Source organism: Paenibacillus sp. FSL H3-0286, from assembly GCF_045040705.1.
Classification (GTDB): Bacteria; Bacillota; Bacilli; order Paenibacillales; family Paenibacillaceae; genus Paenibacillus_AQ; species Paenibacillus_AQ odorifer.
Genome location: NZ_CP150285.1, coordinates 4,726,851 through 4,750,400 on the forward strand (window position 1 = coordinate 4,726,851; position 23,550 = coordinate 4,750,400).

The following is a 23,550-nucleotide window of genomic DNA, read 5'->3' on the forward strand; positions in this document are numbered from 1 at the left end:
TACTGCCAAAAACCTAAGGATAGAATATAACGTGAAATTATACTCTCCTATATTTCTAAGAAATGCAAACAAACGTTTTGGTCACTTTGTTCATTCTAATTCAAAATATCCCTTTTCGTAAAGACGGCGAATGAAATGATCACCGAAGCGGCCCCCCATACAGCCAGCACAGCCATGGAAAATGACAAGGACATCCCTTCAATGGGGGCGGGAGTACCAGACAAATAGCTGGTCAGTCCAAGATTTACCATAAATAAATATTTTGCTGTTGTCCAGGCAGAGGCCATATTGGTCAGTATACTACCTGCAATCAGCGCTGCCATCATAACTACTATACTCGCCGCAGTACTGCGAACAAGCACCGAGATCATGAACGCGAGCAGTGCAACCACTACGCTGACGAACCAAATCAAACCACCTTGCATAAGCATATATTTCCACTGGGGCACTGCATGTACAGTAGACATATCTAGCGAATCACCACTGATTTTAAAGCCTGTAAAAACAGGAATGTTAAAACCCTTAAAACCAAAGGCGAGACCAGAGATAAAGTAACTGATTGCAAATGTGGAAAGTACGATAAGCGAAACAAACATTAGCAGTGCTGTCATTTTGCTAAAAAGCACCTTCCAACGCTTGACCGGCCTAGTCAACAGCATTTTGATAGTTCCGGTTGTCCTTTCGGCCGAGACCAAATCTGAGGCCACCGCCATAATGAGCAACGGAATAAATAATGTAACCGAATTATCCATAAATTCACGGGTAAAGGTAACCCCGCTAGGTTCATTCGGATTAACGTCATGGTGAAGATAATACTGAAGCTGTTGTACAAATATTCGCCGATAAGTCTTCCATTCCTCTGGAATCCGGTCACTGCCCAGTGAATTTTGATTATCGATAATCTGCTGCTGGATCTCAAGCCGCCAATCGGAATTAAATTTCTCCCGACTCCGTTCGGCTGAACGCATCTGTGCATAGGTGAACATAGGCACCAGTACAATCAGAATCAGCAGTATAACATAAAACCGTTTCTTTTTTATAATCTTCAAGCACTCATTACGGATTAGCGGAAGCAAGTTACTCAACATTCTCACCCTCCGTTAGTTTCAAGAATAGCTGTTCCAGTGTCGGATTAATTTTATGCACAGCTCTCACCTCAATTTCAGCAGTAACCATTACGGCCACAATCTCGGGGATCAGATCCTGATCCATGATCGTTATTAAAGAATTGGGGCCCATCCCGGCAATAATTGAGTCATCCAATGTGACGTCTTCCAGTTTCTGAATTTGAATATCTGAACGATCAGCCAGCATTTCCCGGGCCTCAGCAAAAGGCTCCAGCTCCCAAAGTACATACGGCGAATTACGAGCGATCAGCTCATCTACCGCACCTACTGCCAATACACGCCCTTTACTAATAATCGCTACACGGTCGCAAAGAAGCTGAATTTCACTAAGCAGATGGCTGGATACGAACACCGCCAGCCCTTCATCCGCCAGCTTGCGAATGAATTCTCGCAGCTCTTTAATGCCTTTAGGGTCAAGTCCATTCGTCGGCTCGTCCAAAATAAGCAGCCGTGGACGTCCCAACAGCGCCTGCGCAATGCCTAATCGTTGTCTCATCCCAAGCGAGTATGTACTTACCTTATCATGTATCCTCTGATCTAATCGAACAATATCGACCACTTCGCTAATACGTTCATTGTCTACGCCAGGCTGCATCCGGGCAAAATGCTGCAAATTCTCCCATCCGGTCAAATAGGTATACACCTCAGGATTCTCAACGATAGATCCTACATATTGCAATGCTTTTTCCGGATTTCGGTTCACATTGTACCCACATACTGTAATCTTGCCCTCAGTAGGTCGAATCAAATCCACAAGCATGCGGATCGTGGTCGTCTTCCCAGCGCCATTAGGCCCGAGAAAGCCAAAGATTTCCCCTTCTCTCACATCGAAAGTGACATCATCAATAATCCATTTTCGTCCTATTTTTTTACGTACCCCGTCCACAGACAAGACGACTGTGCCGGAGTCTTCACTGTTCGCTTTTGTCATATTTAATTTAGCTCCTTGTGACTGTCATTTTCTCGGTTTGTACTTGCTCAAAGGGCATTTACCTACATGATCTTACTGCAAGATTTAACACTCACCTATATACTACTGCACAGCCTGTATGAACCGTTCTCCGATTCGCTGATAGCCATCACCATTAGGATGAAAATGATCGGTGGATAGATACTTGTCCAAATGTCTGTTAAACAAGTCAAACGTAGGAACCAAGGTCATGTTGCTATGCTCATTAATAATATCCATTGCCGTATTATTCCACTTCGTTACCGCTTGATTGCCTGGTGCCAGTAATTCTGGAATATCGCCAAAGGGATTATACAGCCCCATATAGTAAACTTGCGCATTCGGATTGATCTGTGAGATTTTATCGAGAATCTTCTCCAGTCTAGCTGCTGCTTCTGGCAGAGCGGCTAATAAAGACTCTGGAGTCAGCTCCTGCCCCGAGGTTGATGAAGTTGTGTTGCCCTGTTGCGCCCCATTATTCTCAAGAATATCCGAATCCTTAAACAGATCATTTCCTCCGACGGATAGCAAAACAACATTCGACATGCGCAAGGCATACTCCACACCATCTTCGTTCAGTTTGCTTAACAGCCCCGCAGTAGTCAACCCGTTAATCCCCATATTGCCTAAAAAGTCTACTGTGACACCTTTTGCAGATAAACCAGTAACCGTACGCTTAACAAACCCTTCTCCGGTGTTATCACCGGTCCCCTTGGTAAGCGAATCCCCGAGCGCAACAATTTTGAGGAGCTTGACAGTCTCCGTCACCGGTGCGGCTGTTTGCTGAGGCAAGCTGCTCTCGGTAACCTCTCCGACCGGATAGATAATATCTTTAACCGCATAAACTAAACCAACCATCAAAACTATAGTTGTTACTATGGAAATCAAGCTGACGCTGCGCCATGTCCATTTCGAATCCTTCAAAGCTATCCCTCCGTATGCCGTTCTATTATGTATTGTTCCACAATTTACAAAGATCTTAACTATGTTACATAAACATAATTCTTCCATACAAGTTTTGCAAATGTCTAGCAAAGAAAAAAATCCCGCTGCTACAGTGTTTTTGCCGAGGAACGAGTATGGACTTTTTTTGAAAATAAAAAAATACTGGCTTTTTAATTAATGCCATTATATAATATTCACCGTTGACTCTTTAGACATTACGGGTTATTAGCTTAGCTGGTAGAGCAGCCGACTCTTAATCGGCAGGTCGCAGGTTCGACCCCTGCATAACCCATAGAGCTAGACAGAAGAAGTAAGGACAAGTTCCTTGCTTCTTTTTTTGTTGCATTTTTAATCTTCACCACACAAAAAAAACCGCTCCCCGACTTACATCGGAGAACGATTTCTTCCTGAAGCATCTACTCGTATTATTTACCAATAAACTCTTGAACCCAGTAATTATTATCATAACCGACACCGATATAATTGAAGTTAGCATTCAAAATATTAGCGCGGTGACCTGGGCTATTCATCCATGCCTTCATTACTTCTTCTGGTGTTTTTTGTCCCATTGCGATGTTCTCACCTGCGGCTTTATAAGTGATACCAAAGGATTTCATCATATCAAAAGGTGAACCATACGTAGGTGAAGTATGTGAGAAATAGTTATTCGAACGCATATCTGTAGCTTTTGTAGCGGCAACTTTGTGCAGGCTGTCCAATCCAGCTACAGGTGACAAACCAGCTGCTGCACGTTCTTTGTTTACCAGCGTTACGATTTGCTGAACATAGGTTCCTTTATTGCTCACAGCACCTGTTGTAGTTGTATTATCTGTTGGCTTAGTTACAGTAGTTGTGTCTGCTGGCTTTGTAACCGGTTTTGTAGTTGTAGTTGTGGTCGTGTTGTCTTTGTTTGGTACTGTTCCAGTTTGCGGCTTAGTTACCACGATTGTGCTATTCGAAAAAGGGAATCCCTCAAGATTAGCTTGTTTAAAATATTGTAATATTTGCTCATAACTTGTGCCTTTTATTGTTACTGTCGATTCATTCGATGCCGCATTTGCTTCCAATGGAAGAGAAATACTAAGTGCCATAACAGCTGCCACGCTACCACCGATGATTGCTTTTAATGTCTTGTTCTTCAATCTGCCATCTCCTTTTTTCTTGCGTGTAATATATGCTTCTGCCTAGAGTGACCATCTACAAATGTTACAAAGTTGTAATTTGTTCCTCAGTCATTGTAGCATAAATCTCTCAAATGTGCGCTTCTAATTTTTTACATATAATAGTCTTGACTGTAAGATTTCCGATTCCTAGATACATTCGCTTTCTTCCGCTGTTTTCCTGCCTAAAAATACCATTTTACCTGTTATTCGCGAAAAAAAGCGAGAAAAAGCAAAAAAAGTCGCCCTCCCCGAAAGGACGGCAACTTCAGCAAACCTATGGATACCTGACGATTAATGGAACGATTGCCAGAACTCGCCCTCCGTAGAGATCAATCCCATGATTTCCGCATAAGGAATCCGGAAGGTTGGAAAACCTGCAGAATACGGAGCGATCTCATAAGGTGCGAAATATAGATACAACGCTTCATTATCTACAAAGAAGGGCTGATCCGAGGTAATTCCTTTATACGTATCCGGAAAAACATATGAATATTGTGGATCGTTCTCGATCTGTTTGCCCACAATTTTACTGAGCTTCTCCACATATCTGCTGCCTGGCTTGAACAAGTCCCCCAGCTTATAGAACCTGCCGCTGCGCAAATTAATATGCGGATAGATTTTGGTAGGCATTCCATGTGCTGCTCCAAAAGGAAAACGATACCCGGTCAGCTCCAGCACCAGCAGGTTTTTACGGAAGAAAGAGACTGAAAAATCACCATTATAACTAAAGTCCTGGGAAACCCCTCCACTCCCAACGTCTTCAGCAAGGGATAGCTTGCGCAGCTTATCGTTAACCTCTCGCGAAACTTCCGCACTTGCAATCCCCTCAACGACCGGATAATACACCAGATAATCCCTGTTCGGTTTGTATTTCTTCTCCACTACGGAATAGGGAGGTCTCAGCGGAATGACTCCATTTTGGCGCCAAACCTGCTTTCCCTGCCGATCATAATAAGATGTGCGTTGATCTACATCTGCTCTTATCAAACGTCCGCTAAGGGTGAGTGTTCCTGCCCCTGGAATAACTGGGGGCTGGGCTGCCTTTTTTCCACTTCTATCGATAAAATAGGTATCTTTAGCATCAAATACAGACGCCAATCCCTCCTGGTAATTGTTCACGCCAAGCAGGGTGTGATTGCTCAGGACCGCTCCCGTTTCCGCATCTGCAATTACGTAACGTGATCCGCGATAAGGCTGGCTGGGGAATACAGGCGTTCCTATGGCTACTCTGCCTTCACCTAGCTGCAATACTTCATAATATTTTGCCGGGATGATCTTTTTTCCTTGTTTATCAATCAGTCCGTAGGCGTTGCCATAATTCTCAGCGGTATTCACCACCGCGCGTCCCTCTGAAAAAGGTAAAGCAGAGGTGAATTGCGGTTGAATGGCTACAGAACCATCCGTATTTAAATAGCCATATTTACCGTTTTCAGTCGCTTGATAGGCTAGTAAACCTTCTCCCGGACTTCCAACGAAAGGATGGTTATAAGTATGCAGAATGTTCCCATCCGGATCGATGAGCGCATACTCTCCTTCTTTGATTTTAACCAAAGCCACGCCGTTCATAAAATCATTGGCATCTACATAAATCGCGGGCAGCACCTCTTTGCCTTGCGCGTCCACATATCCATATTGCGATTGGCCGCCGGTCGTATTTTGTTTTGAAAATAGTGCACGCCCCTCATGTAATGAGTTCAAATAATCATACCGGGCCGACGTCACTTCTTTGCCTTTTTCATCAATAAAAGTGTACCCCTTGGCATCCGACACTACGGCGCGCTCTTCCGAAAAAGGCGCAATAAATGAATAGATCGGCTTCACTCGTTCTCTTCCAGTGCTGTCAATGAGCCCGCTGCTATTTTTTCGCTGAACTACGGCAAGACCGTTCTTCTGAAAATCCTCAGCATATTCGTACCGGGGTTCAATCTGAACACGGCCTTCGTCATTAATATATCCCCAAAGTGTGCCCTCTTTGAGATTAAACGGCGCCGGATGCAGACCCGTGGTCCGCAGATCGTCCCCCACCCACTCCGGCAATAAGTATGGCGCCTCAAAAGGCTTATTAGAGTAATCTACACGATATAATCCCGCTTCTGCCGGAATCGTGACGAATAACTCCTCTTCCGTGCGTATGAAATCCTCATCCTGCTGAGTAATATATTCGTTCCAGCCAATGCCATCCCATTTCCATACATCCGCCTGTATCAGACCATTGTCATTCCCTTTCCCCAGCTCATTCAACCTAATCCTTAACATCCAGTCGCTCCCCTTTAACAAAGGCATTTGCCTATAGAATATGGAAGAACGTTGGTTTATGTGCTTTTTGATCTTTGGGGTTAGGGGGAGGCGTATTCTAGGATACTTTTGCCTCTCTTTCCACTTCCGTGGCTCGATTTGGCGTATTCTAGGGCATTAATGACTCTCTTTCTTTCACGTTAGCTCGTTTCAGCTAATTGTGCGGGATTTATACCGTTCTTTCGCCCCACGTAGCTCGTTTCAGCCAATTCTACGGGATTTATACCGTTCTTTCGCCCCACGTAGCTCGTTACAGCCAATTCTACGGGATTTATACCGTTCATTCGCCACACATAGCTCGTTTCAGCCAATTCTGCGGGATTTATACCGTTCATTCGGCCCACGTGGCTCATTTCAGCCAATTCTACGGGATTTATACCGTTCTTTCGCCCCACGTAGCTCGTTTCAGCCAATTCTGCGGGATTTATACCGTTCTTTCGGCCCACGTGGCTCAGGTCGGCTAGTTCTACGGGATTTATACCGTTCATTCGCCACACATAGCTCGTTTCAGCCAATTCTGCGGGATTTATACCGTTCTTTTACCTCATGGTGATTCTGTTCTGTTACTAATATTAGTTTGTTGATATTGTTGGTGAGCTATGATGAATATGATGTGTTTTCGTGGTGCTCCTGATGACGATGGTTGTGTTATTACTGCTGATATTGATTTGTGGCGGTGATTGCCGTGTTCATGCTGATAATGTTGAGAGGATTGTGATAACCGTGTTTGTATTGAAGACATTAATTTGTGATGTTAATGATGCTGTAGATGTTCCGTGGCGGTGATGGTGTAACTATCGGGTGGAGTAAGTCCTATTGGTGCAATATTAGATTTGATGGAGCAGGGGTGGCAATGTTGATTGAAGTTGATGGTGGTAAGTAATGTTGATGTTAGTGTTGCTGGCGCTGTTTAGTCGTGGTGGCATTTTGGCGGGTAGTTTTAGTGGTGTATTTGTTTCATGTTGGTAGTAGCCATTGATGATCTGTGTGTTAGTGGTGGTGACACTATTTGGTCGTGGTGGCATTTTAGTGGGTAGTTTTCGTGCTCGTGCGTAGTTTTCCTATGCGAGGAGCAAGGGGGCGACGTTCAGTACTTATGAATTGGTACTTATGAATTGGTACTTATGAACTGATTCTTACGAGTTGCTTATATCCGCAAGCGAAAATGGACAAACCAAAAAGCGTTTGCCATAAATAGCAAACGCTATAATCACCACACATCCCCCACACAACTACTTCTTCGAAGAATATTTCCGCATATCAAATGCGACCGCGGCGATGATGATCAGACCTTTGATAATCAACTGATAGTAAGGGCTGATGCCGATAAAGGTCAGGCCGTAGTTGATTAAGGTAAAGATAATAACACCGACCAGAACACCTGGCACTGTTCCGATACCACCGGTTGTGGACACCCCGCCCACGACGCAAGCAGCAATCGCATCAAGCTCATACATGTTACCATAGTTATTGGTTGCGCCACCTGTTCTGGCAGCCTCCAGCACACCCGCCAAACCATAAAGGGCTCCAGCAATCGCATAGATGTAGATCAAGTTCTTGGAAACATCGATGCCAGATACTTTTGCTGCCTGCATGTTACCGCCGATAGCGTACATGTTCTTGCCCAGCTTAGTTTTATTGAACACCACCCATACGATGGCGGCGACACCCAAGGCTATCAGCACGATATACGGGATTGAATATTGCCCCTTGCCAATAAACCCGGAACCGATTGTAGTGAAATCTGGACGCAGACCGCCAATCGGCTGTGATTGGTTGGGGTCCATGTCAAAGTACAAGGAATTCAAGCCGTAGACGATAACCATCGTACCCAGTGTTGCGATAAACGGCGGGACGTTCAGCTTGGAGACGACAATACCATTGACTAGTCCGCAGAGAAGGCCAGCGATAATAGCTATAAGGATCGGAAGCCACACTTGCACCTGCGGCAGATCAGGAAAAAAGCGCCGGGAATAATCCGGAATTTGCAGCATCGAAGCAGAGATTACCGCTGTAAAACCAACCACACGTCCAGCAGACAAGTCCGTCCCAGCTGTGATAAGGATGAAGGCAACACCAAGCGCGATGATAATCCGTGTTGACGACTGAATTAGAATGTCCCGTAAAGTATTTACAGAGATAAAGGCCGGCTCATATAAGGCAATACCCATAATTAGAATTACCAAGACAATATAAATAGCATTTTGAGTAATAAAAGATTGGGCTCGTTTAGCGTTCATTAGTAGTGTTCCTCCTTAAAGTTACGCGAAGAGTACTTCTCTTCGTAAACCAAATCTAGTTTCGCCCAGCAAAACTATCATTGAAATCCTATCCTAATGCTGTGCAGCGAGCCGCATAACTTCGGTTTCCGTAGCTTGCTCGCCTTCTAGTATTCCGGTAAGCCTACCCTCCGACATGACCATTACACGGTCAGACATTCCGAGCAGCTCCGGCATTTCTGAGGAGATCATAATGATGCTTTTCCCTTGCTGCGCCAAGTCGGCAATAATCGAATAAATCTCGAATTTAGCCCCTACGTCGATACCGCGAGTCGGCTCGTCCAGAAGCAGGATTTCGGGCTCGGTTAGAAGCCATCTGGCGAGCAGCACTTTTTGCTGATTCCCACCAGAAAGATTCATGATTAGCGTTTTGGTTGTTGGAGTTTTGGTCCGTAATTTTTCAATCATTTTATCGACTTCTTCTTTTTTCTTTTTTCCATCTAGTAGAAGTAGTAGTTTCTGGTATCGATGCAGATTAGCGATTGCGCCATTCTCATGAACAGACAAGACTGGAAAAATACCGGTGACACGCCGTTCCTCCGTAAGCAAAGCCATTCCGTGTTTCTTAGCATCCTTGGGAGATTGGATATGAATGCGCTTACCATCGATAGAAATCGTCCCCGATTTAATAGCCCTCAGGCCGAATAATGCTTCAATAACCTCTGTTCTCTGAGCGCCTACCAGACCACCAATCCCTAAAACCTCACCTCGTCTTAATTCAAAAGAAACATCTTTAAACGATCTTTCTTCAGGGGAGGTTAATCCTTCCACCTTCATATATACTTCGCCAGGCACGTTAAAGCGTTCTGGGAATCGATTGGTCAAGTCACGGCCGACCATTTTGGAAATGATAAGGTCTGTGGTCAATTCCGCCGCTGGCCAGGTTCCGATTTTTTTACCGTCCCGCATAATGGTAACTTCGTCAGAAATCTCGAGAATCTCTTCCATTTTGTGAGATATATAAATAATAGCTACGCCTCTACTCCTAAGGTCCCGTATGATCCGAAATAAATGCTCCACCTCCACACTGGTCAGGGAGGAAGTAGGTTCATCCATTACAATAACTCGGGAGTGAAAAGAGACAGCCTTCGCAATTTCAATGGATTGGATTTTGGATACAGAGAGCTTACCCACTAATGTCTCGGGATTCAGATCGATATCCAGATCTTTAAACAAATTCTCCGTGTCAGTGTACATTTTCTTATGGTCAATAAACTGAAAAGGTCCAATCCCTTTGGTTGGGAAACGTCCTAACCAGATATTCTCCATCACACTTCGGAACGGCACGGGATGCAGCTCTTGGTGAATCATGGAGATCCCATTTTTCAAAGCGTCATTTGAGCTTCCAATAGAGGTCTTCTCACCCTCCAAAAAAATCTCACCGGCATCCGGTGAATAAATACCAAAGAGACATTTCATTAAAGTGGACTTACCCGCACCATTCTCGCCCATAAGGGCATGCACCGAACCTGGTCTGACCTTTAAACTAACTGCATCCAGCGCTTTGACGCCGGGGAATTCTTTAGTAATGTCATTCATTTCTAGCAAAAACTCAGCTTTTTCCATGTTGTTACGCCCCCTACGCTTTTTTCTTTTTTCATGAGAGGCACAGCGGTTTCATCCTGTTCCCTGCCTGAAAGAAATCCGAGGAGCGAATATCCGCTCCCCGTTGCTGCCATATGATCATGAATTTCATCTAGATTAGAGCGTTATTATTTGGCGTCATCGATATTGTCTTTGGTGATCTTTTTATAGGAAATCCACACGTATTGGTTGTCTGTGATATCAAAACCTACGTTATCTTTTGTAGGTGTTTCTCCTTTAGCAAGCAGAGCAGCAACTGTGATCGCAGCTTTACCTTGGTTGTTCGCATCATTCAGCACGGTACCAAGCATCGTTCCATCTTGTAGCGCTTGAATCGCAGGAGCAGTAGCATCTACACCTACTACCGGCATGAATTTATCACCCGTGAAGTAACCTGAAGCTTTTAGAGCTTCGATGGCACCGAGAGCCATATCGTCGTTGTTCGCAAGCACAGCTTCAATTTTGTCGCCATGGGAGCCAAGGAAGGCTGCCATTTTTTCTTGCCCTTTTACGCGGTCCCACATCGCAGTATCTTCAGCCAGCTTTTCTACCTTGATGCCGGCGTCTTCAATTGCTTGGATGGAGTAAGTAGTACGAAGTTCAGCGTCTTGGTGCCCCGGTTCGCCTTTTAGCATTACGTATTGGAGGACACCGTCGCCGTTTTTATCCGCTTCAGGATGTGCCTTCCAGTAGTCCACGATCAGTTGACCGGACATAGTTCCGGATTCTTCTGCCTTAGCGCCTACATAATAAACCTTATCCCATTTCTTCATATCTTCTGGCAGCGGCTCGCGGTTCAGGAAGACCACCGGAATATTTGCCGCTTTTGCTTTTTCGATAATAACGCCAGCCGCAGTACGGTCAACCGGATTGATCAGCATGCCTTTATATTTTTTGGTGATGAACAAGTCAACTTTGTCATTTTGTGTGGGTTGAGAATTTTGGCTATCTACGATATCTACAGTAGCAATGCCTTTGGCAGCAGTGTCGATTGCGTTACGAACACCTGTCATGAAGGTATCGTCAAATTTGTAAATGGCTACCCCTACTTTTGGCGTTTCAGTGGAAGAGCCCGCATTTTCAGTTTTTGGAGCGTTGGTAGCTTTACCACTGTCTGCATTATTGTTGCTATTGCCACAGCCTGCCAGGGCGGCACCCAGTATTGCGCTTGCTAAAAGAACGGAAGTGATTTTTTTCATTATTCATTGACCTCCTGTTTATACTTCTTTTTTTTGGTTTAACCCTGAATTCTCTCGGGCACATCCATATTATGCCTTAGGTGAAAACGGTTTCGAATATAAAATCCTACTCACTTTTATAAAAATTCTACTGAACCCAAAAAACGAATACCTCCCATTTTAAGGATGGCATTCGTCTTTTCAAAAATAAACCGTCCACTATCTGACGAAGGGAAATAACAATTTCTGATTCTCAGGCCACAGCATATTGTCCAAATCAATGAGTTTAGTGCCCGTATCGACACGTTCAGGAACATCCATTCCTTCGATTACCTCAACGGCATGTTTTACGGCTAAATACCCGTTACTAAAAGGATTTTGGATTACGGTCGCTTGAACCGTACCCTCCTGCAGCAACTCCATCATTGACGGGGAGCTGTCGAACGCAACCATTTTAATATTATGCAGCCCTCGGCTCTGGATAGCTTTTGCCGCCCCCTGTGAAGCTGTCTCATTCAAGCTGGCGATCCCGCGAAGATTTGGATGTTTCAGCAGCATTAACCGTGTCAGCTCTTCAGCATCACTAATACTCGAAGTGGTATATGAAATCTCTACTACCTGTATGTTCGGATATCGGGCAGCGTAATTTAAAAATCCCTTTTCCCGCTCCTCCGCGTCCCTAGCACCATATTCAATGCCGTTTGAAGACTCCTGCTCCGCCCCCAAAGATGAATTTGTGAAGTTAATGATGCCGACCTCCCCGTATCCATTTAGCAGCTGAATGAGTCTTTCTGCAGACTTTTGTCCCGCTTCATAACCGTTTGAACCCACATAGGCTCTTACTCTGGCCGAACCGACTTCTGCATCCACAGACAATACGGGAATCTTGGAATATGCCGCCCGATCAACCACTTGTGCAAGTCCCATGTAGCTGCTGGCAGCTAAAATAATAACGTCCGCTTTTTCTTTAATGGAGTCCTCAACCATTCTGACCTGTTCCGCAATATCACTCTCAGCATTCGGAGCTTTGAACGTTAGTTTCACATTAAATTCCTGTGCCGCGGCTTCTGCACCCAGTCTAACTGTATTCCAATAGTCGCCTTTGTTCATTTTTACAATAAGATGAATATTTCGGGTTTTGTTCGTGTTGATATAATTAGGTGCCGAATTGAAACAAGACGTGATGGTTGTCCATAACACCACACATACCAGCAGGGTTAGCCAAAAACGAACGATTCTCATACCGATGTCTCATCCTCCTCATGTCCAGGATTGCCCTCGCCTGCTGCGAGTGCCGGGAAGATAAGAGTAACCGTAGTGCCTTCTTCAATTTCACTTTCAAAAGAAAGACCATAATCACGCCCATAATACAGCTCAATACGCTCGTTTACATTTCTTACGCCTACCCCGGAGCCATGCATACTCTTACTGCCGCCAGTCAAAAGAACCTTCATAATCTCCTCGGACATTCCCAGTCCATTATCACGAATGCGGATGATGACAAGATCATCCTTCAGCTCCGCTTGGATCGAAATAAAACCTTCATCAGGCATCATTTCAATCCCGTGATACAGGGCATTCTCCACAATAGGTTGTAAAATTAGCTTAATCGTCTGACACTGCAGCACTTCATCCTGAGCCTCGATCTCGTAGCGGAACTTATTTTTGAACCGAAAACTCTGAATCACAAGGTAATGACGAACATGATCAAGCTCTTCCTGCACGGTAATCATATTATTCCCTTTACTAAGGCTAATCCGGAAAAACTTCGATAAGGACTGAATCATCGTGACTACCTCCTCAGTCTTGCCGCGTTCAGCGAGCCGGATCACAGAATTCAGGGTATTGTACAGAAAGTGCGGATTGATCTGGGATTGCAGTACTTCAAGCTCACCTTTACGTTTGGTTTCCTGTTCATAAATAATCTGATCCATCAGTTGGCGGATACGTTGCAGCATAAGGTTAAACCGTTTGGACAGCTGTTCCACCTCATACGCCCCGCTGACATCTATTCGGGTGTTGAGATCCCCTTCGCCCACCTGCTGAAGCGTCCGTTCCAGCTTGCGGATAGGGCGGGCAATACGTGCAGACAAAAAGACGGATACAATAATTACACATAAAATGACTACCGCTAAAAACCAGGATAAAAAAGTGTTTAGATCACGTTTGGTGGTTACAATCTCATCATAATAAGCCACGCCCACGATCTTCCAGCCTGTCTGTTCCAGTGTTCTTACGGTGATAAACCGTTTTTCACCCGTAGACTCATCCAAATAGCTACGAAAAGCATATTCCAGTACTGGCTCCACATTCTCATATTTTAAGCCCGCGTAAATCAGCTGCTGCTGGGGATGGTACACAATATTTCCTAGCTGATCGAGGATGTAAGCGTATCCTCTTTTGCCAAGCTTAACCTGCTTGCTCAGCTCATCAATGGTTCGAAAGTTAAAATCCATCAGCAGGATGCCGGTTTTTAAGACTCCGTTCTCCTTATATTGAATTAATTTGCTGATAGACACGACCCAGATATATTGACCTTTGAACAAATTCTGAATATGAGGTGCGGAATAGGAGAGCTCTGATGTTCTTTGCGCCGTCGTAAACCAGCTCTGAGTCTCCAGCTGTGTGTTGCTGCGCAGCTTCTGACCGGGTGTACCCACGACATATTTCCCCTGTGGTGTAAAAACAGCCGCCGAGACCAGATCCTCTCTGCTCCCCATTAGCATAGCCATTCTTTCCGTCAATAAAGCGGAATCCACGGAAGGGCTATTCGTAATCTGCTCCTCCGCTGTCTCAAAAATATTGCGCATTCCCTTAACATAAAGACCCAGATTGTAATTCACTTGCTCAATGATCTGCTGCATATTCATATTGGCATTCTCTTCTGCGGTCTTGGCAAACTTATTGTACAGCATAAGACTGACAACGACAGCTACCAGCACGGCAACAGATGTAAAAGTGAGTGTAATCGTAACTTGAATGCTTCGGAGCTTGGAGGACAACCGACGTTTTCCGCCTTTGGGATGCTGCGGTCTTAGAGGAAAGGAATATGGTTTATCCTTCAGCATCTTTACCCTCCTCTGGAGCTGTTTTTATACTCTTTAGGAGATTGGCCATATTTTTTGCGGAAACAAAAGCTGAAATAGTTAGGATCGGCAAAACCTATTTTTTCTGCAATTTCAAAGGCCTTCAGCTCCGTGGACCGCAAAAGTTCCTTGGCTGCCTCTAACCTAATTTGCAAAAGATAACTAACGAACGTCATTTTCATTTCCTTCTTAAAAATACTGCTAAAATAGCCGGTACTTATATGTAAATGCTGACAAACCTTGCCGATGGAAATATCAGATTCAACATAGTGGCTGCGTATATATTCTTTAGCTTCATCAATAAGCAGCTTATAGGAGGATTGACGTTCTAATGCAATCGTATCCATTAAACCGCTACAGACTGCAATAATCCATTGCTTGGCTTCGGCCATACTATTAAATTTATTGATGGCAGTTAGCGACGAAATGCCAGAACCAATATACTTTGCAGCCTCACTGCCGGATTCTTTAGCCACTCGCAGGATAGATGTAAAAATCTCCAGCAAAAAAATCTGATAATCCTGTGTAGACACCTGCTCTGCGTCAAGACCGGCAAATAAATCCTCAACAACCTCTTTGAGTTCTTGCACCGTACCTAGTTTAATCGTCCGGATTAAGGATTGCTGGGTTAGTTCATCATAGGTTAGCAGTGTGCTGGAACGTGACTCAACGTCCTCAATCCAGATCACCCGGTTATTGCCGAGAATAAGCCGATAATCTAATGCCTGCAAGGCATCCCCAAAAGAATTAAATAACAAAGCAGGCGATGAACAGACCGTTCCGGAGCCTGCCGTGACCGTCAGCTTCAGAAAACGCTGTACGTTCTGGCGGATTTCTTCAAGAAGCTCAAATGTCTTTCCAGTAATATCAGTTTCTTCCCCTTCTTCATGGATTGTGAGCAATACGACCTCATCACGATGAATAAACACCCTTCCAAAACCATGCTTCGAGCATATTTCTTCAGCAATATTCAGCACAGCGAATAGCTGTAAATTCTTTTCACCAGTGTCTCGTAAAGAAATTTGCCTGCCTGTTGTAACCCCAGCAGATTCCCGCTCAGGACGAATATAATCCACACTAATTACCGAAGCCTGAAACCACCGTCCCGTTAATTTTATGCCATATTCAGTGCTTTTCTCAGTAATTTCATCCGTACGCAATCTACGCGAAATAAGGGACGATAAAAATTGCTCCCTTAACACAGGCAGACTTTTCCGGTAATGCTCACTGAGTACAAATACATTTTCTTTTTCTGCAATTTCAGCCTCGATAGTGGCTCTAACCTTAAGCAATACTTCAATTAATTCCTGTGAAGAGAACGGTTTCAAAATATACTCATCAATTTGCAATTTTATCGCCTTCTGAGCATATTCAAATTCATCATACCCAGTCAAAATGATAATCTTAGTGTTAGGATGATGACTACGAATCCATTCAGCCAGCTGAAGTCCATTCATAAAAGGCATTTGGATATCGGTAACTACCACATCCGGCAGCAAACGGTCTATGGCATCCGCAGCTTCCCGTCCATTCTCCGCCTGCTCGACAATCTCAAATCCGTAACGCTCCCAGTCAATCTGCCCGATAACGCCTTCCCTAACGTCTTCTTCATCTTCAGCAAGAACTAGCTTATACATGTCTCATCCCTCTTTGGAAACGTTTTAGATGTCATAAATTTTATTGTATATGATTCAAACCAATCCATCTATGGTTAAGTTATTTAAATAGTTTTAGGTATTAATATATTAAATACATATAAAAAAAGAGTTCCAGAGCAAAAAAAAACCATCCCGCCGTAGCTGGGATGGGGATGATCGGTAACCTATAAGTATTATAGCAACGCTTTGTTAAAGCGATAGCCTGCTGTCTTTTCGAAACCGATATGACGATAAAAAGCATGTGCCGGTGCGCGTTCTACGCGGTTGCCACTTCTAAGGAAAAGCTGACAGCAACCTTGCTCACGTGCCCATTCTTCTGCTGCGGCCACAAGTCTTTTACCGAGTCCGTTTCCTCTGAGTTCTTCTGATACGATAAGTGCAGTAATCTCAGTGATACAATCTGTCTGTTTGTAATACGAGCTTACCTGTCTAAGGCCGATCATACCCACAACTTCATTGTTCAGCTCTGCTACAAGTGTGCATTGGAGATTGCTGTTCTCCATGCTTTCCAGTCTCTCTTTCATCACGCTTAGCGTTGTTGGATAGCCGAATTCCCGCAGAAGCGCTGTAACTCTCTCCAGATCATTCAAGCCGCATTTGCGAATTTCCAGTACAGGTGCCATGGTACTACTGTTCATCCTCATATACCTCCACTTTTAGCATAGACGCCGCCTGCTTGGCTATCGTCCGCGCGATTTCCACATCTTCCGCCGCACTTAACGCTACTGCCATCCGCCGACCAGGACGAACTTCCGGTTTACCAAATACGCGAACCTGAGTCCTAGGCAGTTCCAAAGCTTCACCAATTCCGGTCACAGCAAAGGCTCGTCCTTCTCCATCAGCCTTCAGCGTAGCTGAGGCACCAGGTGTCAGCAATTGTACTGACTGGACAGGAAAACCAAGAATAGCTCTGACATGCACTGCAAATTGAGATAAATCCTGCGTCGCCATCGTGACCATCCCCGTATCATGGGGTCTAGGTGACACTTCACTGAACAATACGCCTTGATCTGTCAAAAAAAGTTCCACTCCAAAAATACCGAAACCTCCGAGCTGATCCGTTACTGCTTTTGCAATAGATTGCGCTTCTTCAAGCAGCTCTGGCTTCATAAAGTGAGGCTGCCAGGATTCCACGTAATCTCCATCCTTCTGAATATGTCCAATAGGTGGACAAAATACCGTACCAGACACAGATCGCACCGTCAAAAGAGTAATCTCGCTCTCAAAAGTAACAAAAGCCTCCACGATAACCCGTGTTCCTTTAGCTCTCGCTCCATCCAAAGCAGTGTTCCAGCAGTTTTCTGCATCTTCAGGTCTTTTGCATACGCTCTGACCCTTGCCAGAAGAACTCATAATCGGCTTAATGACACAAGGAGTGCCTAACTCGGCTATAGCTTGTTGCAGCTCTTCCAGACTATCCGCAAAACGGTAATCAGCAGTTGGCAGTCCAAGGTCTTCAGCCGCAAGACGACGAATCCCTTCTCTGTCCATGGTCAGCCGAGCCGCCCGCGCCGTCGGAACAACGAAAAAGCCTTCTTCTTCAAGCTCTTGAAGAGCATGAGTGGCAATTGCCTCAATCTCCGGAACAATGACATCCGGTTTCTCAGAGCGAATCAGCGCTTTCAGCGCCTCTGCATCCAGCATATCAATTACATGTGAACGATGAGCTACACCCATCGCCGGTGCATCGGTATAACGGTCTACAGCTACGGTCTCTACGCCAAGGCGTTGAGCTTCAATTATGACTTCCTTACCCAGTTCCCCGCTGCCCAGCAGCAACAGCTTGCGGCTTTGAGCTGAAAAAGGAGCTCCCCACATTGTCGATTCCAACCTCTTTCGGCAAATTGACTGTCTCGTTTTTATGAATTTCAGAAAACGTAACAGTTTCATTGTATATTTTCAGGCTTCTTTATTTTCATCCATCATACGCCAGATTGCAAGTGTTCTTCGACATTTTCCTACAAACTTCACAGAACTTTGTCGACTTTATCAACGAAAGTTTGTTCTAGACGTGATAATTGGTGGCTTATTTGGCCCCAATGATCTGCAGTTTCACCCCCTTTAAGGAGATCTAACATCGCTTTCTCTTGCTCCGCAAGCCCTTCTTGCAGGCTTTCGGCAGCAGATTTTAATTCTCTGCTGATATTCTCGACGTAATGAGCAATTAATTTTTCCTTCTGCACTGCCGCTGCAAGATTAACCGCTTCTTTCAAAAGCGGCTCTGCCGCACCTTTGACTAATTCCCGCCCAGTTCCCTCAAAGAAATAACGCGGGGATTTGAAATGGCCCCATAAAGCGGACCACTGCACAGGCTGAAGCTGGCATTCCAGATCCTTAGGAGATGGCCAAGCCTGCTCCTCATTCTCCATAAGATGAAATTCCTCCGTGGAAAAGAGTAGCTCTGTAGCTGCCGCTTCAGCAGCTTCATGTACAAGCCTGCGTCCCGTGCTCTCTAGCCGCAGCGTTGTTGCCCATAGCTCTTGCTCAAGCTCGCGCTGAGTAGTACGTATTAGTTCGGCACCACAGGCAGAGAAAATGGCTTTTAAATTCCCTGCATCCTCACGCAGTAAGGAGGGATGAAAAGATTCCTGAAAATTTCTGTTGAAGGAGAAGCTAATCCGCTGGCACACATGATAGATCAGTTCTTCACTTTCATGAATAAGATCTCTGCTAGGACGTTCCTCAGTCTCCAAAAGAGATAACCGCTTCATGGCGAACTGCCGCCGTTCCTGCAGTTCTTTTAACCCGGCTTCACGCTCGCTCGCCGCCTTGGAAGCCAGATTCTGCCATTCCTCAGCCCGGCGCCGAACCGATGCGATGCTCTCAGCAGCTGCGTTAAGTGAAAGCTGTGGAAGCTCATCACCAGCAAAGCTGGATAATGCTTGCTCAAATTCATTGAAGCGGGAGGTTTCATAAAGATCGTGATTATGTTGAGTTTTAGCTTCTAGAGCAAGCAAGCTGGACAAAGCATAGATTCTCGGAGACCGCAAACCTCCGGCACGCAGATTTTGAACGACATGTGCTTTAACCTCATCTAGTTCTTCTTCGCTTGAAGCGAGATCGGAGGCATTAATAATAAAGAACATTTTATCGAGAGCAAAGCTGTCTTTAATGCGGCCCAGCTGGGCCAAGAGGCCGCGATCCGCCTTCGAAAAGGCGTGGTTATAATAGGTCACAAAACAGATCGCATCCGCATTTTTCATGTAACTAAAGGTTACGCCAGTGTGGCGTGCATGCAGTGAATCTGCTCCTGGTGTATCTACGAGCACAATCCCGCTCTCCGTCAAAGGACAGGCATAATATAGGTCAATCCCTTGCACGAAGCAAGCCCGGGTCTCTTCCGCAACTAGGTTTCGATATTCATCCAAATCAACCGTCCGCACCGTTCCTAATAGCGGCTCTGCTTCAGCCCAACCGGATGCTGCGGCTCTTAGAAATCCTGCATGCGGCAGCGCAGAGGGGTGAATTCCCCGTGTTGGCAGGCTCGCAAGTACTGCTGTCCACGTATCCTGTTGCGGCTCTCCAAGCTGCAGCACGCTGAAGGAATGGCAGATGTCATCCCAGAAATCCGCCATGCTCTTCATCGTTACAACCGCGCTGGCATGGCGGAAGTCTCCTTCCGGCGCCAATATGCGGTTAACTGCGGCCGTGGCAGGGTGTGGCGACACGGGCAGCACTTCTTCGCCGAGCAAAGCGTTGGCGAAGGAAGATTTGCCTGCGCTGAACGCACCGAACAGCGCAAGGGTAAAGCGGCCGCCGGCGAGATCCTCCGCCCGTGCGGCCAGACTGCGCGCCGCCGATGCCATCGCTGGCTCGCGGCGCAGCAGCTCTGCCGCAGCCGCCAGCGCGTCAGCGGCTGCCGAGAGCCGGCGGCGTCCGCCCGCCGGCGAAGCCGTTCCCGCCGCCCAGCTTGCGGCGGCGGCACTTCCAGCCGCGGCGCGTTCGCGCGGCTGGGTCGCCCGCGGTGCGGCGCTCTGCGCAGCCGCACGCGGGGTGACCCTCACCTCCGGCAGGATGCCGGGGGTGAGGGTCCGGCGCGGCGGCAGCAGCGCCGCTAGCTCGTGCGCGCGAGCGTCAGCCGCGCGGTCCAGGGCGGCTAGCGCGCGGGCAGCGCTCGCCTGCCGCGTAAGGGCCTGTTCGCGGCGCTGGAGTTCCGCGCGCTGCTCCTCGATAAGCGATGGCAGCTTCGCCAGCAGCTCATCGCCAACTAACAGCGCAGCGCGGCGGAATTGGCTCTTCAGCTCTGCCGCAAGTGTGCGGCAGAAATTGAGCAGCGCCTCGCCGCTATACCCCGTTCCCGGCTTTACTACAGCCGCCAGCCATTCTTGGCTCACCGCCGGGAACCCTTGCTTCAGAGTCGTCTCTGCCTCCTCTGCCCACAGTCCGAGATTCTCCGCCCATTGACGTACCAGCTGAATCAGATGCCATTCCAGCTGAGCGGAAACCTCTCGGACCAGTAATCCTTGCCAGGCATCCAGTCGTTTGCCTTGCTCCTTCTCCCGTCGTCCGGCTGTAGAGAACAAACCTAAGCGGAAGCCTGGGCTGACACTCTCCACATAGCTCCCTGCCGCCTCTCTAACATCCGCAGGCATTAAGTTAGCATTATTGAGTAAGGCATCAAGATCACTTCGCAGGCTAGCTCGTGATTGCTGAGGCAACTCCTCAAGCAGTGCCTTCTCTTCATCCAACGATTTCAGCTCATCCATCACAACTGTAACCTCTGCACCCTCTAGCTCAGCTAAAAGAGTTTCCCGTTCCTCCTGCTGATCTTCACGGAACGCGGTTAGCGAAGAATCTGCTGTATGATGAATGGAACGTGACAAGCTATATTGAAGCAATTGTTCTCTGTGCTCCAACAGCTCTGTTATAAGGTTCAGCAGATTATCCCAATGATTGTGTGGGTGCTCTTTCATTTTGAGTGAGGTAAACAGAATCCCCGCACAATGAATCCCCCACTGCTCAAAAGCATTTTCAAGCTGGCGTTTATATTCTTCAATGGAAATTTCTTGTTCTCTGTGCTTGTCTATCTGATTAACAATAAGATAGAGCGGTTTGCCCCAGTCACTGAGATTTTTGGCAAAAGCCAAATTATTCTCTGACTGAACATGGTTATAATCCATAACATAAAAGACGACATCAGCTAAATGCAGCGCGGAACGAGTGGCCGCCTGGTGGCCATCATCCGTCGAATCCACGCCAGGCGTATCCAATAGAACACCATGCTTCCCTAGAAGAGGAATCTCATTCCAGACTTCAATCGCGGAATATTCTCCGCCATTTCGACAATATTCCTGTAATCTTTCTGGTGTTGTCTCTACAGGGGTAGATTCATTTTCACTTCCCTCAACCCTTGGATAGATAAGCACTCGTGGAGCCCCGCTACGAATAGAAACAATATTGGCACTAGTCGGCACAGGTCCGGAAGGCAACACTGAGCTGCCGCATAAAAGATTAATCATGCTGGATTTCCCTGCCGAGAAATGCCCACAAAAAGCAAGGGTCAGTTCATTCCCACCCTCTTTATTTTGTAAATCTTCATATATTCGTTCAGCACTCTCATCGCCCCAGTGGCGCATTAAATCTTTCAGCCGGGAAAGCTGCGATGCTGTTTCACTTAATGTTTCTCTCTGAATTCTAACCTGTTCCGCTCCCACAGACATTCCACCTCCACAGTTACCTTCTAATCATGCACTGATCTTAATCCATTCATGAATACTGATTTAAGCTCTTTTTTATGCAAAAACTTATATAGGTGCAATTTCTGAACTTTAGCGCGGAACATTTTTTATAAATAATAATTACAGTTTATCACCAGTTTGACACAAATTAAATACACACTACTTACAAAATAACCTATCATCTCCTACGAAATGATACCAAAAAAGAAACGTGGTTGTCGTCCTGTAAAGCCAACAGTCGTTTCTCGTAGAAATATAAGGATATTCAATAAAAAAAGGAGCCAGCCCCAAGGGCCGACTCCATTTCAGGTCACTTCTCAATTATGCAGTTTCCAAAACAGGCAACAGAATTTCAAAAACTTTTCCGTGCTGCAGAATAGTCAATCCACGAGATTTGTCTCTCATTACGACAACCTCTGGTTTTACAGACATACGCTCCAGATAGTGCTCAGGCACATCACCGGAATGACTGATCGTAATGCCCTCTACTTCTTGCTCTTCATTTTCTTCCAACGGGCTTTCCACTACGCGGTCAAAAATATCCGAGAATACCTCAAAATTATCTGTGTATACAGAAATGCATTTCATCTCTATCCCATCCTCTTCTTCAACTCTAACTTTTAACTTTTTGGCGTATGATCTTTAGCTTTCCTGACGACAGCCGTTTTCATACGTTTTTTGCCCTCTCGACATACATCAAGGAGCGGACAAACCTGACATTTTGGATTCTGAGCCTTACAGTGATATCGTCCGAAAAAGATTAGCCGGTGATGCGTGAGCGTCCATTCATCACGTGGCACAGCCTTCATCAGCTTTTTCTCCACTTCCAGCACAGAATCTTTCCAGCCTGCCAAAGCAAGTCGTTTAGCAACCCGCTCCACATGAGTGTCCACAGCAATGGCAGGAACTCCAAATGCGTTGGATACTACTACATTAGCGGTTTTACGACCTACTCCTGGCAACGTTACAAGCAAGTCATGTGCCTCAGGCACTTCTCCGCCATACTGTTCTATGAGTATAGAGCACAGGCTTTGGATATGCTTAGCTTTGTTACGATATAAGCCGATGCGCCGGATATCCCCCTCCAATTCCTCCAGCGGCACAGAAATATAATCGATGGGGGCTTTGTACTTTTGGAACAGGTCCTCGGTCACTTTGTTCACCGTTGCATCCGTACATTGGGCTGACAGCAGCACCGCTATTGTCAATTCAAAAGCGTTACTGTGATTCAGCTCGCAATGTGCATCCGGAAACAAATCTCCAATCGTATCCAAAATGTGGCGGACGTCTGCAGCTTTCATAGTGTCCCCTCCACGGAGCAAAAACGCTCAGAAAATTCTATCGAGCGTCTCACCTCAAATGTTAGAAATATAAGCAAAGTATGTATTATAACGTATGGATTCATACATTTCAACACATACGATACTGGCATTATATTTCAAGTATTAACGCCTGGATTGTCCTAATAAGAACAGTAAGCGTTTAAGCGAGAAATATAAGACATACAGTATAGGAGCAATACTTATACTTTCTTATATTTCAAAAAAAACGTCTTGACGCAGGTAAAGCCCCCTGTGTCAAGACGGTGATTCACTCAGAAATCCACCA

General features: G+C 45.9%; 17 protein-coding genes and 1 tRNA gene. 1 reads left to right on the forward strand and 17 read right to left on the reverse strand.

All coding sequences use genetic code 11. The features are described from left to right. Positions 1–95: 95 nt before the first annotated feature. The 3 genes from MHB37_RS21255 to MHB37_RS21265 all read right to left on the reverse strand — a co-directional run bounded on the left by MHB37_RS21255 (position 96) and on the right by MHB37_RS21265 (position 3,000). On the reverse strand, positions 96–1,085 hold the full coding sequence (locus tag MHB37_RS21255; protein WP_036685819.1) for an ABC transporter permease: 990 nt from the start codon (positions 1,083–1,085) through the stop codon (positions 96–98). Next, complete coding sequence (locus MHB37_RS21260) at positions 1,078–2,058, reverse strand: ABC transporter ATP-binding protein (protein ID WP_076183951.1); 981 nt, start codon at positions 2,056–2,058, stop codon at positions 1,078–1,080. The genes MHB37_RS21255 and MHB37_RS21260 overlap by 8 nt, the downstream gene beginning before the upstream one ends. 102 nt (positions 2,059–2,160) lie before the next feature. After that, on the reverse strand, positions 2,161–3,000 hold the full coding sequence (locus MHB37_RS21265) for a GDSL-type esterase/lipase family protein (protein WP_076127595.1): 840 nt from the start codon (positions 2,998–3,000) through the stop codon (positions 2,161–2,163). Positions 3,001–3,240: 240 nt separating this feature from the next. Here MHB37_RS21265 and MHB37_RS21270 point away from each other — a divergent pair. Next, a tRNA-Lys gene (locus MHB37_RS21270) sits at positions 3,241–3,313 on the forward strand. Between the two features lie 133 nt (positions 3,314–3,446). Here the strand turns inward: MHB37_RS21270 and MHB37_RS21275 are convergent. From MHB37_RS21275 to nth, 14 genes are all read right to left on the reverse strand, one after another. Then, entirely contained in the window at positions 3,447–4,163 is a 717-nt protein-coding gene (locus tag MHB37_RS21275) for a CAP domain-containing protein (RefSeq protein ID WP_036685704.1), read from the reverse strand. A gap of 312 nt (positions 4,164–4,475) precedes the next feature. Beyond that, on the reverse strand, positions 4,476–6,440 hold the full coding sequence (locus MHB37_RS21280; protein WP_405168469.1) for a WG repeat-containing protein: 1,965 nt from the start codon (positions 6,438–6,440) through the stop codon (positions 4,476–4,478). Positions 6,441–6,619: 179 nt separating this feature from the next. Then, positions 6,620–6,967: a hypothetical protein gene (locus tag MHB37_RS21285; protein ID WP_405168470.1), complete on the reverse strand. Its 348-nt coding sequence runs from the start codon at positions 6,965–6,967 to the stop codon at positions 6,620–6,622. Positions 6,968–7,711: 744 nt separating this feature from the next. Continuing rightward, the gene (gene mglC / locus MHB37_RS21290; RefSeq protein ID WP_076127586.1) at positions 7,712–8,719 is read right to left on the reverse strand and encodes a galactose/methyl galactoside ABC transporter permease MglC; all 1,008 of its coding nucleotides are present in this window, start codon (positions 8,717–8,719) and stop codon (positions 7,712–7,714) included. Between the two features lie 93 nt (positions 8,720–8,812). Further along, the gene (locus MHB37_RS21295) at positions 8,813–10,324 is read right to left on the reverse strand and encodes a sugar ABC transporter ATP-binding protein (RefSeq protein WP_076101437.1); all 1,512 of its coding nucleotides are present in this window, start codon (positions 10,322–10,324) and stop codon (positions 8,813–8,815) included. 146 nt (positions 10,325–10,470) lie between these two features. Continuing rightward, positions 10,471–11,541 carry a galactose ABC transporter substrate-binding protein gene (locus tag MHB37_RS21300; RefSeq protein ID WP_094903385.1) on the reverse strand — a complete coding sequence of 357 codons (1,071 nt, stop codon included), beginning with the start codon at positions 11,539–11,541 and terminating at the stop codon, positions 10,471–10,473. A 198-nt stretch (positions 11,542–11,739) separates the two neighbouring features. Beyond that, positions 11,740–12,762 (reverse strand): substrate-binding domain-containing protein, encoded by a 1,023-nt coding sequence (locus MHB37_RS21305; RefSeq protein ID WP_036685687.1) that lies wholly within the window; start codon positions 12,760–12,762, stop codon positions 11,740–11,742. After that, positions 12,759–14,588 carry a sensor histidine kinase gene (locus tag MHB37_RS21310; RefSeq protein ID WP_081386264.1) on the reverse strand — a complete coding sequence of 610 codons (1,830 nt, stop codon included), beginning with the start codon at positions 14,586–14,588 and terminating at the stop codon, positions 12,759–12,761. Before MHB37_RS21310 ends, MHB37_RS21305 begins: the two co-directional genes overlap by 4 nt. A gap of 2 nt (positions 14,589–14,590) precedes the next feature. Further along, positions 14,591–16,243: a response regulator gene (locus MHB37_RS21315; protein ID WP_339168811.1), complete on the reverse strand. Its 1,653-nt coding sequence runs from the start codon at positions 16,241–16,243 to the stop codon at positions 14,591–14,593. Positions 16,244–16,437: 194 nt separating this feature from the next. Further along, on the reverse strand, positions 16,438–16,902 hold the full coding sequence (locus MHB37_RS21320; RefSeq protein ID WP_232061416.1) for a GNAT family N-acetyltransferase: 465 nt from the start codon (positions 16,900–16,902) through the stop codon (positions 16,438–16,440). Then, positions 16,892–18,082, reverse strand: coding sequence for a formate-dependent phosphoribosylglycinamide formyltransferase (gene purT / locus MHB37_RS21325; protein ID WP_339174565.1), 1,191 nt, complete (start codon positions 18,080–18,082; stop codon positions 16,892–16,894). The genes MHB37_RS21320 and purT overlap by 11 nt, the downstream gene beginning before the upstream one ends. Positions 18,083–18,231: 149 nt before the next feature. Further along, complete coding sequence (locus tag MHB37_RS21330) at positions 18,232–21,924, reverse strand: dynamin family protein (RefSeq protein WP_405168471.1); 3,693 nt, start codon at positions 21,922–21,924, stop codon at positions 18,232–18,234. A 339-nt stretch (positions 21,925–22,263) separates the two neighbouring features. Next, the gene (locus MHB37_RS21335) at positions 22,264–22,530 is read right to left on the reverse strand and encodes a hypothetical protein (protein WP_036676334.1); all 267 of its coding nucleotides are present in this window, start codon (positions 22,528–22,530) and stop codon (positions 22,264–22,266) included. A gap of 32 nt (positions 22,531–22,562) precedes the next feature. Then, positions 22,563–23,243, reverse strand: coding sequence for an endonuclease III (nth, locus tag MHB37_RS21340; RefSeq protein ID WP_036676333.1), 681 nt, complete (start codon positions 23,241–23,243; stop codon positions 22,563–22,565). Positions 23,244–23,550: the final 307 nt, after the last annotated feature.